Here is a 16,966-nt window from a genome sequence, read left to right on the forward strand (position 1 = left end):
TCTCCAGTCAATGCTTGACCTGACTGGAGTTGTTTTAAGGCTGTTTCAAAGTCAAAGGGATTTGCCATAATGTGTCATTCCTGTTTTTAACAGTGTAGGGAAATGACACAGTTTTTTGAACACTACCATTAAAAGCGAAAAATATCTACTTTGGTTTCAAGACACTTCCGCAGGCTCAAGTCGTTCGCACCCACCTCAAACCAGCTACCTGGCTTTTGGTAAAAATCAAGGCCTCGCCCGATTTTGATGACCCAACCGTTGTCCATGCGGATTTCCCGATCATGCATGTTCGGGTTGAGTTTGACCTCAAGCACCACATCCATCTCAAGCAAGCTCTGCTGCAATTCTCCCAACTTCTCTGTAATATCGGCTAGCTGCGTATTATCGTCATATCCTGTAATGAGGTTGATCTTCTTTACCGTTCCTGCCTTTAAGACGGACTCACAAAAGCGAACGAAATTTTGGATTTGGTGGTGCAAGCGAATATAAGGGTCTTCAATAATGACCGTCTTTGCCCCTCGCAGGTAGGGACCAATGATCGACTCGTAGCTGTGGCCGACTTCACCGTACATGACCGTAAAGTGACGCTCTACCAACTCATCTACCACAATAACGGGGGCGACGTTAGGAGCAGTTGATTCGACCCTGATTGCAGCCTCAGGCACTCGCAGCTCTTGAATCGCATCTTCCGCAACACCACGTTCAGGTGCAAGCTTTTCGTTGAGCTGGCGCCTCACCGGTTGCTGTGTGGCGGGAGCGTCCTTGGACTCAGGGCAATAGACAACAACCTCTTGTCCTTGTGTATTCAGGAATGAAAGATCAATACGTGCAAACTCATCATCGGGTTTACGTTTGTTCATCTGCTCCTTTACACGTCGCCGACACTCAATGGCATAAGCAACATACTCTTCAAACTCTTCATCAGTAGGCACTCCTACAGGATGAAGAATCTTCAAAAAGGCACAAATCGTCTTTTTAATTCCTTTTTCGTCACGGCCTTCAACAGATTTTCCAAACCTAATACGCTTTGTGACTTCCTCATATCGATTAGTATGCTTGAATTGATAATGAAATGCCTCAGCAAGATAGTCGGTGATAAATCCATAGCTATTCGTTAAAAACTCACTACTATTCTTGGGCATTTCCCAACCAGGTATATATGCTGCAAACCTGTCCATGATCGCTAGATCAAACTCAGCGGGTAACGGCTGGAAAAGATCATGCTCAACTGAATTAACTACTTGATTGATGGACAGATCAAAGTTACCAACAAAGCTTAAGCTAGCATCTGCGATCACTTCAGCGCCACGTGAAAAGCGCCCATTTGCCATGAAATCTTTCATGATTTGAATGGTGTCTGGATCTTTGACTTTAATGCCGCCCACCTCATCGAAAGCCACAGTATCCCAAAAGCCGACCAGTCCAACCTTACGGCGTGCGTTGTTGTAGAACAGCGCCGACTTGGTCGCCTGGCCACCTGAAATCAATGTGGCATAGGGCGAAAATTCACTGAAGAAATATGACTTCCCAGTGCCGCGCGGCCCAAGCTCGATGTAGTTGTAATTGGGTTCAACGAGGGCAGCCAGGCGCGCAATAAAGTGCATCTGCACGCGCTTGGACAACTTTGTCGGTTCCAGGCCAACGGTGCGCAGAATCGCCGCAATCCACTCGTCACGGGTGAATTGCATGCGACCTTCACAGTAGCGCTCAAAATCGAAGCGGCTGATCTGGATAGGACGCAGATCTTCAATATAAAACGCGTAATCGTCTTCTTCAATTGCGTTATGTGCCAACGTCACCTCAGCCCAAATGCCGCCCTCCAGTAAGCGGTCATTGTCTCGGTAAAACTTCTCGCCGATAGCGATTCGCTGTGAATTGAAGTTCTCCAAGGATGCCCAGTGGCGCTTTTCCTTCTCAACATACCGAACATGGACCTTGTCGATAAAGCGGTGCTTGCCTTTGGTTGCCACCTTTGACTGGGCGGCATTGGCCTCGTCAGGCTTTACATAGTTGTCCTGCAGGCTGGCGAGCACTGCCTCCATGCCTGAATCCATCTCGGCTTGATCATCACTTGCACAAAAGCGCGCAAGCAAAAACTCCAGCACGAAGGTAGGGACGTTGGTTCCCTTCTTAATCCGATGGAGTAAATCCTTGCGCAGTACCTTGCCATCAAAGGTGGCTGTCAGCTTTTGGTCGAGTTCATTCATGGTTTTTACACCGCATAGTCGGTTGCCAGGTCAAGTTGGCAATACACCGTATAAGTCGTTGGATGCAAAGCCTTTATCTTGAATTTACCCTCGAAATCCATTTGCATCTTGATCGTGACTTGAACCTTGTCACCTGGCTTCAAAGACAAAGTTCCTGTTGCCGGATTCACTGCGCCCCCGGCCTTTGCTTCGCCCACAACTTCGCCCTTGCTGTTGTGCGCCTCCAGCAAAATCTCGAAATCGTTGTCAGTCGAAAACATGTCTGCCGTTTCAACTGAAAGGTCAATCACTGGCATGCGTGTAGTGATGGCTTTGGCACCGTTCTTGTAGCTCATCGCCACAGATGCTTTATGCAGTGTTGGTTGATTAGACGGTTTCAACTGCATCGTGATTACCGGCACAACACACTCCTGCAAAGAAATCCCGCCGTGGTAATAGAGCAACCCATTGCGATAGGCTGCCAGTGAATGTGGCGCAGCGAATTTGGCAAAGTCACCGCGAATGCCCATCTTCTCGGCTGAGACCACCAGGTGGTTGCCGTCGCCAGCGCCATCGCCTAGCGCGCACCGGTCATGAATGCCAATCCAGTTCCCAGAGAGCTTGCTGCAGACATCGCCTGCACCAGCATGGGTGTTCATAAAGAAGCCGTGATCGGTCGCAAGCACTACCTCATGAAAGCCACGCTCTTTCAGCTTATGGATTGCGACGCGAATGCGTTTAAGCGCATTGGTAATCTCTGCAGGTGCGGTGTCAGGATGGTTCTCAAAATGGCTATCAATTTCCACCGCGCGCAGTACCAACAAGTCGGTTTCAGGCGAAAAATCGAAACGACCGCGAACAAAGTCTTCTAGACGCCCCTCTTCAAAGCGTTGGCCGTACTTCTTCCGAAACACATCCATGCGCTGCGCAACCGTATTCACCAGCTGATCACCCAGCATTGGCACCAGACTCTGTGCATCATTCCTGATCCGCAGCTGCTGGCCGGCGCCTGGCAACAAGCTGGCCATGCCGACCGGCGTGATGGTTGGTAGCTGCGCCATGGCAGCTTGCACTTCAACTTGTCCATCTTCCGTCAGTTGTCGCTCCAGCGCTACACCCAATTCATAGCGAAGCGCATCAATCATGAAGTATGCCACCTTATGGCCGTTCTTTTGCAGCTTGGGGGCGACGATGCGGTCAAACACATCAGTATTCGATAGCTGGCCAGCCAGCGGCCATCCACTTTGTTCCACATGGCGAGTAAAGATCAACTGCACCTTCTCGACCAGCTTGCCGTACTGCTTACGCACCTGTTGCTTGACCGGCGCCATGACACCTTGCGCGTCTTGCCAGTCGTAATCGCTAACTGCCTGTTCGAACTCGCGATGCAAGCGATCAGCTTCACGCAAGCTGCTCACGTAAAAGGCTAGTAGCACATCAAGATTACGTGCATTGTCTGAAAGTTGCCGCTCCATATCATCGCAGGTTTGCAGCAGCTCGGTAGCTGATCGAATCAAATCCCACTGGGCGCGGCTTTCGCCTTTTCCTGTCCACACTGATTGCTGATGACGCTCTGAGATGCTCCGCGCACGGTCGATATCATCACGCAAGATACCTTCTATCGCCCGGCTCAAAAATGTGCGTTCCTCAAATGGGAAGGTATCGCGGTCACCCAAATCAGACCAGCCACCAAACTGGCTGACTAGATTCAGGTCCTTCTCAATTTCTTCCGCACGGTCGATATAGACACTCTGCGTGCGGCGATCATTACGCAACAGATCGCATAGGTATTCGATCAAGGGCTTGGCTTGATTTTCTGCGCGCGGCACATCGCTCAGGCTGGCGGGCAACGCACTCGGCAGATCAAACACAAACTCGCTGAACAAAACAAAGCGCCACAGCTCATTGGCAACCGAATCCCATGTCTTACTTCGAGTCTTCAATGACAGGCCCATGCTGTTGCGGAGCAAATCCCGCGCCTCCGTCACCCAGCTATCGCTACCTTTCAATGCTGCTTGCTGCGCGTCGTTTGGCACAAGCAGTGCGAATAGAATGTCTCGGGCGGACTCGACTGCCAGTAGCGCACGCAAGTTGGGCCAGCCCAAGCCGCCACCAATCGCATCCACCACCGCAAAACTTGGCGAAGCATCCTGCTCAAAGATGGCCCGTATGGCCGTGGTGTGATCTGGCTTCGCCTTCAGACACAGGCTCTCAAAGCTGTCACCATCGCCTTCGGGGAAAATCGCCCCTGCTGCGGCAATGGGCGCGAATGGATCAGCCTGCCGTTCTTCATCGCTCTCTGGCGCTTTTGCAGGCACATAGACCAAGATTCCAGCGAGCTGCCGATCGATCACATCACGCAAGCCCTGCATCGCAGCAACCCGACTCTCGATACTGCTCTTTGATGCATCTACAACCAGCAGTTTTTCGTCGGCCAAACCGTTGCAGACATCGTGGTAGTGCCCGGCAGGGTCATACACCACCAGACTGCCCGTCTTTTGCAAACGGGGGCGGAGGATCTTGTTCTGGATGAAATCGGCAATGCTCATGACAGGTTCTCTCAAAAATCCAAATGTTTGCCGCAGTGGCCGATGACCAATCTCTTCTCTTCTGCCACCCATTCAAAATGGATGCGCAACGTCTCAGCCAAGCTGTCTTTCACTCCGCTCTTCAAGTGCTTTTCCATCAGGAACGTTTTTCCGTGATAGACAAACGTCCGTCTCTGCTTCCCTGGGCCGCTCAGCGCTTGGCCTTCATTCTGAGCGTACGCGTTATGACCAAAAGCAGCCTTGGCATGTTGATCTCCCTTGCCATCAGCAAGTGCCTGCCAGTATTCGTTTGCCAACTTGGATAGAAGCTCGAACGCCTTATCGCCAAAACGAAATCCACCACGATCGGATTCCTTGGCTGAACTAATAGCGGCATCCAAAACCACGATTCGCTCTGCGTAGAGAGATGAGATCAGCTCCAGTGCCTGCTGAAGACTTGGATTGCCTTTGAGAACTGCAGCAATGGACTCACGCAATGGCGCGAGCGCCTCAACCACATCGTCATCTTGGTTATCCTCGCTGGCTTGGCGACCACTTAATGCATGTTTCAAATTGGCAATATCGGCCTGCAGCTTTCTGGCCTCACGCTCTTTTTCTTCGTACTCGCTGCGCATGCGCGCTAATTCTGAGTCTTTGGCTAGCAGCTCTTGATCTGCTGATTCCAGCAATGCAATGTACTCACCCAGCTCTTCGGAGTTATCACTTTCTTTGGCGCGCTCAAGCATTCGCGCCAATTGCCCGCGCAAGACTGCCTGATTCACCATCTCAAGGGAAATATGTCGCCATGAGTACGGCAAATTTGTGCGATGGGTAATCGCGGCCAGAACCTCAGACTCGACCCTTTTTCCTTCTGCCTGGAAATCAACAATCGCTGAGGGACGAAATAAAACCGTCTCGCAAAACCATCCTCTATCCCCCTTGCGCGCGGGAAAGATGATGTTTATGGCACCACCAAATGCGATATACCGCCTGCCAACAATTTCTTCGATGGCAAACGTGTCCACCGAAGCTGGCACCTCAACCACATCAGAAAGACCAACCAAAATTGAACGCAGACGTTCGGACTCAACTGGATAGACCCCATCTCTGTCACAACTGATCAGTACGATGGGATGTTCGCGCTCTTCACGCTCCACCTCATGCAGAAATGCAAGTGCGCTCTCTCCATTCAAACGCTTAACGTTCAACCCTGGCGTTTGTCCGACCGGCGAACATTCCTGGATGAGCTGCTGTACCAACTTTGGACGCGTTACTTGGATTGGGTCTGTGACTCGTGCGCTGACTTCATCGGTCTTTAGCAGCAAGGAGCATTCAATCGGCTTTCCAGCACTTTCCTGCCGCAAGCCAACCTCAGTGATCCACTTTCGGCCAGAGACTTTCTCGTCCCGGTGACTGAGCTGTACACCGAAAACATAGGGATAGGTCGCCTTCTTGTCCACTGACACCGTGGCACGTGAGGTCAGGGTGCTCCCATCTTTTAGGCGCAGCTCACGAATCCCCTCTGCGAGCCGCTCAGCATCCACATGCTGTTTCGCACGCTGCCCAACCCACTTCGCAACCAACTGAATGATCTGCTCAGTCCCGTTTTTAGGCTCGAAGATAAATTTATTGGCATAGACCAGCATGGCTTACAGCTCCTTTTTCTTGCTGCGCGTTTTCTTGGGTGCCGCCTCCGGCTCCACGTACAGATCTTCCAGCCCATGCGCGATGGCGAGGGATTTGTCGGTTTTGCATTTTTCACGCACGCGTTCTGGCCAGTAGGTCATGGCCAGGTGCGCCCAGTCGTAATCGCCTTTTTCCAGCTTGGTCCAGGTGTCTTTCAATACCTTTTGCCAGGGCTTGTGGCGGAACAGCAGCCAGAGCGGCGCGGCGGTGATTTGCACACCGTCGTCGTGGTTGGGCTGGTAGGTGGGCGCGATCTTGAGCAAGGCGTCGCGCAGGTCGGTGAGCTCTTGCTCGAAGATTTGCAGCGTTTCGTACTGCTTTTCCTCATCGCGAGACCGACTGCTACCTTTCATGCGCAACTCTGCGCACTCACGGCTGACTTGCGTTAGTTTGCCGTTGGGGCCATCGAGGAAATCATTCACTGCGGTGAACAGCGTTTGATTATTCAAGGATGGGTAATAAATCCAGAAGGTATAGCTACCAGATGCGGTGGAAAGCGGCCAATAGATAGGCGCTTTGCGGCGGCTCTTGGAATAGCGTTGCAGATGGAAGGCAAAGAAGTCCTTTTGCAGCCAACGGCGCACGTCATCCGGAACGGATACATCAACCCGGTTCAACACTTCTTCAACTAAGCGAGCGAGATCGTGCGGATGCCCCTGGTCGTCAACCAAAATGCCTGTATGCGCATGGAAAGGCGCCGCGCCATCCGGCAGCATGCCGGGGCTTTTGGCGGGTAGCGGGTCGAAGGGTTCTGGCTCGGCGGGTGCGGCACGCTCGCCGGTAGCCAAGCGCCAATCAAAGCGGCCAAATGCCACACCGAGTGCCCAACTTAACAGGCCCACCGTGTGGTCGATGGGAGCGGCGCTGTCTTCGTCGTCGCTTGCCTCGTCGTCCTGGTAATCACCCGCTTCTGAATCGCCCTCGCTCGGCGAGCCTTGGCTGGCATTGACCGCGGCACGATCGGCCTCGCTGAAGCCATAAAGGTCGAAAGCAATGGCGTCGATCTCGGCCTGGATGCGGGCCAGTTCAGCTTCAATGGCGGACGTGTCGTAATCGCCCAGGCGGGTGCGCAGCGCGGCGGGCAGGATAAAGGCGTGGGAGGTTTCGGTGGTGGTGTCCAGCGTGCGCTTGAGCGACCAGGCGCGCCGCGCCAGTGTGGTGAGCTTGCTTTGCTGCGCGGCGCTGAGGTCGGGGACAGGAGTTTGCTGAATCAAACCGACTTCAAACGATTGCGCCAGCTCCACACGCGCCAACTGCACCGAGACCAGCTGGCCAAAGGCTTGGCTGTTGAGGAGCGTGCAAAGCGTCAGCAAGGCATATGGCGCGTCGTCGGCGACAAAGGCGGCGGGGCCTTTGTCGGCAAAGATGCAGCCACGGGGCATGACGCGAAAACTGAGACCGTTGGTGCGGCGCGGCCAGGTGAGGCCGGGGCGGAGGTAGAACTGCGGATTTTTAGCTACAAACTCCGCATTTCCATTAAGGTATGGATAACGTCTGCAAATTCCCGCCTTTACTTCTGCACCATCTTTATCCCAGTTCGTCATGAGATAAACGTCTGCGTAAAACGGCGAAAAAGTGCCACCCTTAGCAAAGCCGTGCCAACCATTCCCAGGCTCTTCCCACCAAGTTCGCACAAAGCGGAAATCTTCCGCTGTGGCCAACCCTTGGCGCGCGGTACGCTCGTCGCATTCAAGAGGAGGGAGTTGTCGAAAGACCTGACGAACTGCTTCGCTTACCCAGTATGCAAACGGCGCCCCAGGAACCGCCCGGAATGATTCGGGCGCTACTTCAAATACCCGCGTATTGGCATCTCCTGCACGCAAGGCAGTGCAAACGTCCAGCAGATTGTTGGCCTTGTCTTTATCAGTTAGCAGGCGCAAAAATGTTGTCATGCTTGCTTCTCCAGCACATAAGCAGCTGCTTCAACCGCAGCATCGTCCATGACACCAAAGCCCAGATCGGCCATGACTTCGGGACGAGCGATGCGCAACACCACGTCTTCACGCCACTTCTGAAAGCTGGAGAGAAAAAAGCAGGTGCGCGAGGTGATGGCGCCAATACGTCCGCCAGCGCGCAGAAGCTCAAGCCCGCGCTCGACCATAATGGCCAGCAAATCGTTCTTGCTGCGCGGATAGGCTTTGGCGAGTTGATCCTTGGTGTTTGAAGCAAGCGCACCAAAAGGCGGGTTCATCACCACCACATCAAACACTTCGCGACATAGATCGATGAGTCGTAATCCTTGAAGTGCGTCTTGAGCAAATAGACGCCCTTGGTAGGTCGATTTCGCTGCTTGGGCGAATGCAGTCAATTCCATGCGCAGCCGCGTCTCGGCCAGCTGCCAGCTCTCCTGCTCCTGAGCGGCAAACAAGCCTGTGCCTTTGCCCACATAAACTTGGCGAATCAAATTCGGCAACTCGCGCTCGACCTGAAGCAGTACGCCCATCTCCGGCAAACCCTTGAGTAGTTGCAAGGTCTTCTCAAAGAGCTCGGCATCAAGCCGATCAAGATTGGCGGTGAACTGTTGGCGCAGTTCACGTTCTGCGGGTGGCGCAATAGCAGCCACCACATGCCCCTGACCAATCCGTGGACGGTCTTTGGCTTTGACGTTGGCATCGTGCCAAGCACGCTGTGCTCGTAGCCACAGCGCCAAGGTGGCGATCTGCGCGGCGCGCGGGTCGATGTCTACACCGTAGATGTTGTGTTCGATGATCATGCGTGGCACATCGCGCGCAAATGCCGCTTCATCCTCATAGGTCTGGCTCAGTGGCTTGAGTGCTTCCTGGGGTTGAGTCGATACATTCAGCGAGCCAGGTCCATGTTGTTGTTCCCAGGCCCAGGCCTCCCGATAAATCTCGGCAAAAAGATCGAAGGCGTACAGGCCAAAGTGCATGGAGCCACAAGCTGGGTCCAGCAGCTTCAGTGTGCGGGGGTCTTTAATTTTTCTACATTGGATCAATACTGGTAATTCTTTATGGTTTTCTATTGATTCGTTTTTGCGTGTGTTTTTTTCGACAATAGCCACAAAATGAGACCAAATGGCTGCACGAAAATCCTTACCATAACCCCTAGACTCATCAAAATAATCGTAGACACACAAAACTGACCATACATGAAGAATCGAATCCTTAAATTCGTGACTTGTTCTTTTTACTATAGAGTCAGAAATTTCATCAGCTAATTTGCTATTTATTAATTCATTTGTTTTTAGAATATTTTTGCAAGTATAAATTGGTAGTGATCTGGAAAATATAATACTTTCAATTATTGGATCAATTTGTGAAATCTGTGAGAGATCGCCTTTGAGGGATTTATGTAAGGCATTGCTGCCAGACCAACTGGAATTTTTTTCTCTAAAGGCCAGATCGCATGCTGTTTGATAATCATGAATGAAAACCTCATTTGGTCGATGTAAAAGATAACCACATTTATCACCTAAAGTTGATTCTCCCTTGGTCATGTCATACCAAATTCGACCCAGGGTGTTATCGACCAAGAACTCCACCACGTAGCGTGGAGTGAAAAACTGATTGCGCACGGCCAGCTCGCGACTATTGCGCGGTGCTTGGCTGGCATCACGCATGGCTTTGCGCTCTTCCTTGGAATTGAAGTATTGGTAAATCCAGCCAATGGTTTCGTCTTCGGCCCAGAGCGGTTCAATCTCAAAGTGGTTGAGCTCGTCCAGCAGCGCACGCAGGGCGGTCTCGCGAGGAAACAGCAAGCCATTGGCAGCATAGCGATCAAACAGAGCGGGCAGCTCTTGTGCCAGTTCATCAAACACGCTGAACAGATACACCTGATAGGCCTGCCCGGTTTCACCCAAGGCGGTACCGGCGATCTTGCTGTAGAGCTGGTAGCCACGCGATTGGTAGCCTTTGCTGACCGACTCGATCAGCTGCCCACGCGCCTCCATCATCAGCAGCGCTGCCATGCGGTTGAGCACGGTAAACGCTTGCTCGCGCACCATACGATCAAGCACCGCGATGCGGTGATCGGTGTCGTCGGCATCGGCGCCCAGATAGTGCGCCAGGGTTTGGCGCAGCACCTCAGCCGTGTGACGTTGCCGGTCGTCTAGATGGGTTAGTCGTGCCATGGGCGTGACTTCGCCGGTCTTGGGGTCTAGGCCGTAGGTTTGCTGAAGCTGGATGCTGAATTCGTCAGACAGCAGGCCGCGACAACTGTTAACCAGTTTTTGCAGGCGACCTCGTGTGGATTGATCGAAAGCCATGCTGATTATTCCCCCGCGTCCTGCAGTTCGAGCTTGACGGCAAAAGCGTGGGCATATTTCAGTTCGCCACGCAGCTGTTGCAGTTGCGTGATCAGCGCATCCAGGTCGTCCATCGTGGTGATCTTGGTACGCGCCTTGATGCTGCGTGCGACGGGCTGCTTGATCTCTGGTGTCTCACCGGGCGGCACTTCAGCCTGAGCACGTTCCAGTTCTTCTTTGATGCGCTGCTGTCCCAATCGCTCAATGCGGTGCTTGAGCGATTGCACCTGCGACTGCAGTTCGTAGTCCTTGTTGAGCATGGTGGTGAGGCCCGCCAGGTCGGGGGCCACATCCACAATCAGGCGCTCAAGGTTGCCCAATAGCTCGGTCTGCTCTTGCTGGGTGAGCTTGATCCATTCCGGCACGCGCTTAAGGTCAACCTCGGCCTCTTTGATGCGTGTTTTGAGCAGGTCTTGCATCGCAATCACCGTATCGCGAATGCGGGCGCGAATGGTGGTGAGGCTGGTGCTGAAATCGGCCGCAAAGCGATAGAAGTCGGCCTGCTGCAGGCGTTCCTCGATGAGACCGAGCGCCTCAGCCAACTCTTCTTTCAGCGTGGCCAGCAAGGCCACGTTCGGCAGGTTGGCAATGGCCGTGCAGTGCTGGCGCAGATCGCGCAGCGTTTGCTCCAGGCCTTGCTCCAACTTGAGTTTGACTTCGGCAGCCCATTTGAGGCTTTCGAATAGCTCAGATTGCTCGTTACCCAAGCGGCGCGGCGCATCCGACGCATCGGTGAGCAGCACGTCGTTGATCTCGTGCGTGAGGTTTTGCAGGCGGTCTACGCCCGGCAGATTCAGGCCGCGCAGCTTCTCTGTGAGCGGGCCGTATTGGTGCTGCAGTTGCGGAAAGAGCTTGGTGGTGACCTTGCTGATGTCGTCTTCCAGCGGCACGACGGTGTCGCCAGTGAGTTCGGTCAATCGAGTTGCAGCGCGTGCCAGTACGTCGTTGGACGGACGATCGCCACCGCGAAGCGAAATACCGATGCTCTTGAAGGTGTTGTTGGTTTTGATGGCGTCGATGGCTTGCTGGCCGTTGACGGTGACTTCGCGTCCCGCCACCTTGAGCTTGATCTCACCAGCCAGCAGCATGGCTGCCACCAGATAGCGCAGGGTGTCTGCAGACCAACCAAAGGGCGCATCGGCAAAGACGTCGGTCAGGCGTTTGCCATCCACGGTGCCGTTGCGGTCAATGTAGTCACGGATGCTTACCATGGCCAAGTGGTCGGTGCGAATGCTGTGGCGTCCACTTTGGGTTTGCACAAGGTTCAGCGGATCGAGCGCGCTGGTGATGCCCGACAAATTACCGACGCGGAGGAATCTCTCGGCGAGTTCGGTTCCGGCGCGCACCGACGCCTCTGCGTAGCGATCGAACACTTGCTCGGCGACTTCGCTCAGGTGCTTGCGCGCGGCATCCAGCAATTCGGTCGCCAGCGTATCGACTGCAACAACCTGGCCGCGGAAGATGAAGGAGCCTTGCAACAGGCTGCGCTGAATCTGCGCCCGGAGTTTGGTGCTGAGGTGCTCGGCGCGGTCGGCCTGGCCGTTGCAGTATTCGCGGATTTCTTGGTCCGGATCGCTGCGGTAGCGGTTGGCGATCTCACGGCAGCGGTGAATGTCGGCCGTCAGTTCATCCATTTCCGGCGTGGTGCGGCCCACCAGGTAGATGTTGAATTTGGAGGAGTTGTGACGCGACTCGTCAGTGAGTCGAGTACGTACGTTGTCGATTTCTTTAGGGTCAACCAGCTCCACAATGGTTTGAATCTGGTTGCGCTCACCCGCCAACGATGCGGGCACGTTGCCTGCCGATTGCGCCTTGAGTCCGGTCGATACAGCATAGGAGCCGTGCAATTGGGTGGTAGGCAATGGTGCGTAGACACTGGTCAAGGCTTCGTTAACAATGCGACGCAGCTCGACGCTGCGCAGTGCAACTTGGCTGCGTTCCTGCTCAATGTCGTTGAGCTTTTCGCTGAAGAAGCAAAGGTTGCCGTCTTGTTCGCCAAAGGGGACGATAGGGTCGTTGATCAGGTCTTCGACCGCCTTGGCCACAGCATCTGCTTGAGACACCCAGGCGATGCTGGCGTGCATCAGGCTGGTGACGTTTTGACGGGTGATGGGTAGGTTGCCCAGGATTTGCAGAACGGCGACCGTCTTGGCGATGTTTTGATGCAACTCGGAATGCAAGAAGCGGATCTTGGTGGCTTTCTCCACCGATGTATGCAACGAGGCGAAGGCGCGTTTAATGTCTTTGTCCAGTGCATCAAACAGCGTGACCGTAGTCGCCAGCCATCCAACGGCTTGCTTTGCAACAGCAGGCTTGCCTTCAGAGCCGTCAATCAGAATGTCTTGCACCACCTTGATCGCCGAGCGTAGGCCGATGCCACCCGTGGATTTGGCCAGTGCGCCGAGCAAGTGCAGCAGGATGTCGAAGTGCGCAGGCAGGAAGGGGTAGAGATCGACAAATGTCTTGCGATCGAAATCGACGCCATAGACGCGCGCATCGACCAGCTTGGTGTTCTGGCGTAACTGCTGGCCATACTGATCAAACAACTCGCCCAATTGGCTTTCAGCTACTGACGACTTGCCCAACAGCCGCGTGTAGCAAATTTCTTTGATGTCATTGGATTCAAGAGCAATTTGAATCGGAAAGCGGTCATTGAGCTTGAAGAGCTCCGGCGAGTTGAGAGCGGCCTTCGCGTCATCAGCGGTAAGCGTTTGCTGTGCCGTACCGACGATCCAGACCTTGCCGTCGCCAATGTTTTTCAGGTTCTTCGCCAAACCATCAAGGTTCAGAATCAGGTTGGGTCGTGGGCCAACGTACTGACCCACTTCATCGATGATGAAAATGATGTATTCCTTGCCCGATGCCTCGCGCGCAATCTCCAGCATTTCACGCACACGGTCGTTTTCGAAAACGACGATCTCACTGGATTCGGTCGTAAACGACGTCGGTGTCTTGAAAAGCGTGGGGTACAGCTTATGAGCGATCTCAGGGATGAGGCTGTCGACCACCAACTCGTCATTGCGATAGTTGTTCCAGTCTTCACCACCCGCAGCTGCTTTGAATGCATTTAGAAATTCGTTGTAGCGGCCTTCCTTCTTGAGCCTGCGTTCCAGCGCAGCCACTTTGAGATTGCGCGAGTAGCCCGCCCACTGCAGAACCTTGTAGAACAGGACCGTCGACACCTCTTCCATGGTCGCACCGGCGACTTGTTCGCTGGCCAGGTCTAGCATCAGCACTGCAGCAGGAAAGCGCTTAGCTACATTTGACAGCAATGCCTTGGTTTGCTGACGCTTGAGACGATCTTGAAGGTGCTGGATGAATGGAATGCCATCGATGGTGATGCGATCGTCAAATGCCAAGCCCAGATACTTGGTGAACGAGCTCTTACCCGAGCCATAGAAGCCTGACACCCAGACGCCGACTTCATTTTCGCCGCCAATATCCATGGCGGCTTCCATCTTGAGTAAAAGATTCTCGAACTGCTGGTCGATACTGTCGGTCACTACATATTCGGAAATTTCCGATTTCAGTCGCGCTTCTTGTGACACGCCATAGGTGATGACCTTTTCAATGCTGCGATTGATATTCTTGCTGGGGTCGAAGAGTTGTTTGATCGTCATGTTATGCCTTAATGATTAGCCGCCGACGTGGACAGAGCGATAGTTGCCATCGTCGGGGTAGAACCCTAGGAATTTGAGTCGGGTCTTGCCGGTGCGCACCCCAGGGTATAAGAACACTGTGGGCACATGAAACTTGCCTTGCAGTTTGCCTTCAATGACACCGATGCGCGTATAAGGATGTAGCCCTTCAAGGTCGGTGACCAGCAAAATGGCCTTGGACTTGCCCTCAAGCTCGGCCAGCTTGGCTTCGATGCGTGCCTGCAACCCGCCATTACCGATTGCATTGGCGAGCGATGCATTGGTCTTGCCCCATGCCAACGGCGCTTTCTGATCGGCTACGAGCCAGATCTTGCGAAGCGGCGCCTTCTCAATAATGTCTGCAATATGCTCGACAATCGAAAAGGTTTCGACTTCCCAACCTTCATTACGCAATCGGTGTACCCATGCGGGTGTTTCGCGCTTTACATTGAGGATCTGATTCGGTGGGAAAACCAAATAGAAAATAGGCTCGAAGCTGGCATGCCCAAACTCGCGCCCCTGCTTGATTCGCTCTATCAACTCATTGAAATCAGCTTTGAGCGATGACATCGATCAGTTCCTCCATGTTTTTATAGGTCCATCCGATATGCACGACATCAGAGGCGGCCTGGAAAATGAGCAGGCCTTGTAATGACAAACGTTTCAGTTGGTCTCGGACGTCGGCACGTTCCAGCCCGAACAGATCCCAGTCTGAGCATGAAACAATTTGGTTGTCGCCCAGACCACTGAACTTCAAATCGTAGACCAAGTAGGCGGCGACCTTTGGCAAGATACGATACGCAGCAATCGAGCGCTGGTTGCGGCCTGTGGTGGTGAGCAATCCATAGTCGGCGCAGCATCCTATCAAATACGATGAGATGCGCTTGATCGTGGTCTCAGACCATGGCTTTTGCGTTTTTCCTTCGCGCATGCTGTTGGCAACAAAGGTGCGTGCATCTTCTAGTTGAAGGTCATTTCGCCCGGTTGAATAGCGCGCCCAGTAAACCTCTCGGACAAAGTCTGCCAACACAAGATTGGCGCGGGCCGTATAGATAAAGAGTAGCTGATTGAACTCGGCGGCCGTGAAACGATTAACCAGAAACTTGAGACGCGCGGCAACGTGCGGGTCACGCATATAGCGTGGGGCAAAGCACTCGACAACAATATTGCGTAGGCGTCTTGCCGTTACCAAAGGAAAGCGACCCGATACCAGTGCCGCTTCATAGAGCTGCGACGCACTCATACCAGGCTGATAAACCTGGAGCAGTTGCCTTGTTTCTTCTAGGAGACCCAGTCCGGCTTGTAGCTGGGTGGTATAATAGCGCTGCTGACTCACTCAATCTCCCGAATGTAAGGGAACGTCTGAATTCCGGAGGTCAAGGCAGCATAGTAAAAGCCCATGGCACGTTGTAATTCGGATTTGAGGTCTTGACTCATCTGCCCCAGTGACACGGGGCCCGGCGATGCGGATTCTGCTTTTTCAGCCAATTCAGCTAGGCGCGTCAGTGCCAACTCACGATTTGCCAATCTGGCTTGCATTGCTTGAATAAATGTGGCGTCGTTGAGCGCATCTGCTGATGCTTGTTCAAGTCCGATCGGCAAGCGGAAAAGGTGATAGATACGGCCTATACCAATAGCTTCGTCGTGGACTTTTGCCGCCGCTGCCGTTGCCCCTTGATATTGGGCAAGAAACAAAGAGCGGTTGAATATAGGCGCCAAAAAAGCTGTGGCTGTAGGGCTGAAGAACTCGCAGCCCCACCAATTGGCCTGGTCCTTCTCTCCAAGATAGCCAATCAGAATCCGGAGCTCTGCAATTATTGTTCCGATAGTGTTCATCTAGAAGTCCTTATCACTGCTTTGCACTTCATGAGTTGCTAATAGATTTGTGCCTGGATTATACATACTTCAATTAAATCGAAAATAAGTTTAATAATTTCTTTGCAGAAGTACTTTAATGCATATTCCCCTACCCAGCTCTAGGTACTACGTCCACCACAGCGGCTGCCATTGCTATTATAAGTAAAAAGGCAATTAATAATGGATTTATGGATAATGATTAAATAATCTATACAGTAGACCTCTTTCATAAATCATTTTTTGCTCAGTTGCAAGTTGTAGATTCCAGCAATTAAATTGAATCTCAAACCGAGTCTTTTGCCTCTATTTCGATAACGCTCAGCAAAGATTTTGAAGGTTTTCAGCCTGCCAAATACATGCTCAATCCCTATTCTTCTTTTATTGATTTCCTGATTATAGATTTTTAGTTCAGGATCCAATTGACAACGTCTTTTGGCTTTTAAGGGCAACAGGCTATTCGGATACAACACATAAATACCCTGATAGCCTTTATCTGCAAGGATAAAAGCCCCAAAAGGAATCTGGTTTAAATTGCGTTTGAACAACTCGAAATCATGCACTGCACCGCGACTGCTACATAAACTCAGAATTTGCTGAGTTTTGTAGTGAATCATGGCCTGTACTTTAAAGGTATGGGTCTTTTTCTTGCCGCTATAGCTTTTCTTCTGTTTTTTTAGGCTTTTGGATTGGAATTTCCGTGGCATCCACGATCACAACATTCCAGTCGATGCCTTCGCCCTCGGGTAAATCTTTGGGTAAATTAAACAGATTGGACCGAATCAGGCAGTCTTCAACATGACGGACAAT

At 52.7% G+C, this 16,966-nt stretch carries 10 protein-coding genes; all 10 read right to left on the reverse strand.

Translation table 11 applies throughout. From position 1 onward, the window contains the following. Positions 1–128: 128 nt before the first annotated feature. Positions 129–2,207 carry a BREX system Lon protease-like protein BrxL gene (gene brxL / locus E2B99_RS08990; protein ID WP_134244652.1) on the reverse strand — a complete coding sequence of 693 codons (2,079 nt, stop codon included), beginning with the start codon at positions 2,205–2,207 and terminating at the stop codon, positions 129–131. A 5-nt stretch (positions 2,208–2,212) separates the two neighbouring features. After that, complete coding sequence (locus tag E2B99_RS08995; RefSeq protein ID WP_134244653.1) at positions 2,213–4,735, reverse strand: PglZ domain-containing protein; 2,523 nt, start codon at positions 4,733–4,735, stop codon at positions 2,213–2,215. Between the two features lie 11 nt (positions 4,736–4,746). Next, positions 4,747–6,360: a hypothetical protein gene (locus tag E2B99_RS09000; protein ID WP_134244654.1), complete on the reverse strand. Its 1,614-nt coding sequence runs from the start codon at positions 6,358–6,360 to the stop codon at positions 4,747–4,749. 3 nt (positions 6,361–6,363) lie between these two features. Next, the gene (locus E2B99_RS09005) at positions 6,364–8,292 is read right to left on the reverse strand and encodes a type II restriction endonuclease subunit M (RefSeq protein ID WP_134244655.1); all 1,929 of its coding nucleotides are present in this window, start codon (positions 8,290–8,292) and stop codon (positions 6,364–6,366) included. Beyond that, on the reverse strand, positions 8,289–10,625 hold the full coding sequence (locus tag E2B99_RS14750) for an Eco57I restriction-modification methylase domain-containing protein (RefSeq protein ID WP_205669663.1): 2,337 nt from the start codon (positions 10,623–10,625) through the stop codon (positions 8,289–8,291). Before E2B99_RS14750 ends, E2B99_RS09005 begins: the two co-directional genes overlap by 4 nt. 5 nt (positions 10,626–10,630) lie before the next feature. Continuing rightward, positions 10,631–14,284 carry a BREX system P-loop protein BrxC gene (gene brxC / locus E2B99_RS09020; RefSeq protein WP_134244656.1) on the reverse strand — a complete coding sequence of 1,218 codons (3,654 nt, stop codon included), beginning with the start codon at positions 14,282–14,284 and terminating at the stop codon, positions 10,631–10,633. A gap of 15 nt (positions 14,285–14,299) precedes the next feature. After that, the gene (locus E2B99_RS09025; protein WP_134244657.1) at positions 14,300–14,872 is read right to left on the reverse strand and encodes a BREX protein BrxB domain-containing protein; all 573 of its coding nucleotides are present in this window, start codon (positions 14,870–14,872) and stop codon (positions 14,300–14,302) included. After that, on the reverse strand, positions 14,853–15,638 hold the full coding sequence (locus E2B99_RS09030) for a BrxA family protein (protein ID WP_134244658.1): 786 nt from the start codon (positions 15,636–15,638) through the stop codon (positions 14,853–14,855). Before E2B99_RS09030 ends, E2B99_RS09025 begins: the two co-directional genes overlap by 20 nt. After that, positions 15,635–16,138, reverse strand: a complete 504-nt coding sequence (locus E2B99_RS09035; RefSeq protein ID WP_134244659.1) for a BrxE family protein — start codon at positions 16,136–16,138, stop codon at positions 15,635–15,637. Before E2B99_RS09035 ends, E2B99_RS09030 begins: the two co-directional genes overlap by 4 nt. A gap of 254 nt (positions 16,139–16,392) precedes the next feature. Beyond that, positions 16,393–16,863 carry a transposase family protein gene (locus tag E2B99_RS09040; protein WP_134244660.1) on the reverse strand — a complete coding sequence of 157 codons (471 nt, stop codon included), beginning with the start codon at positions 16,861–16,863 and terminating at the stop codon, positions 16,393–16,395. Positions 16,864–16,966: the final 103 nt, after the last annotated feature.

The sequence above is a fragment of the Alkanindiges illinoisensis genome (assembly GCF_004377485.1).
In the GTDB taxonomy this organism is placed as follows: Bacteria; Pseudomonadota; Gammaproteobacteria; order Pseudomonadales; family Moraxellaceae; genus Alkanindiges; species Alkanindiges illinoisensis_A.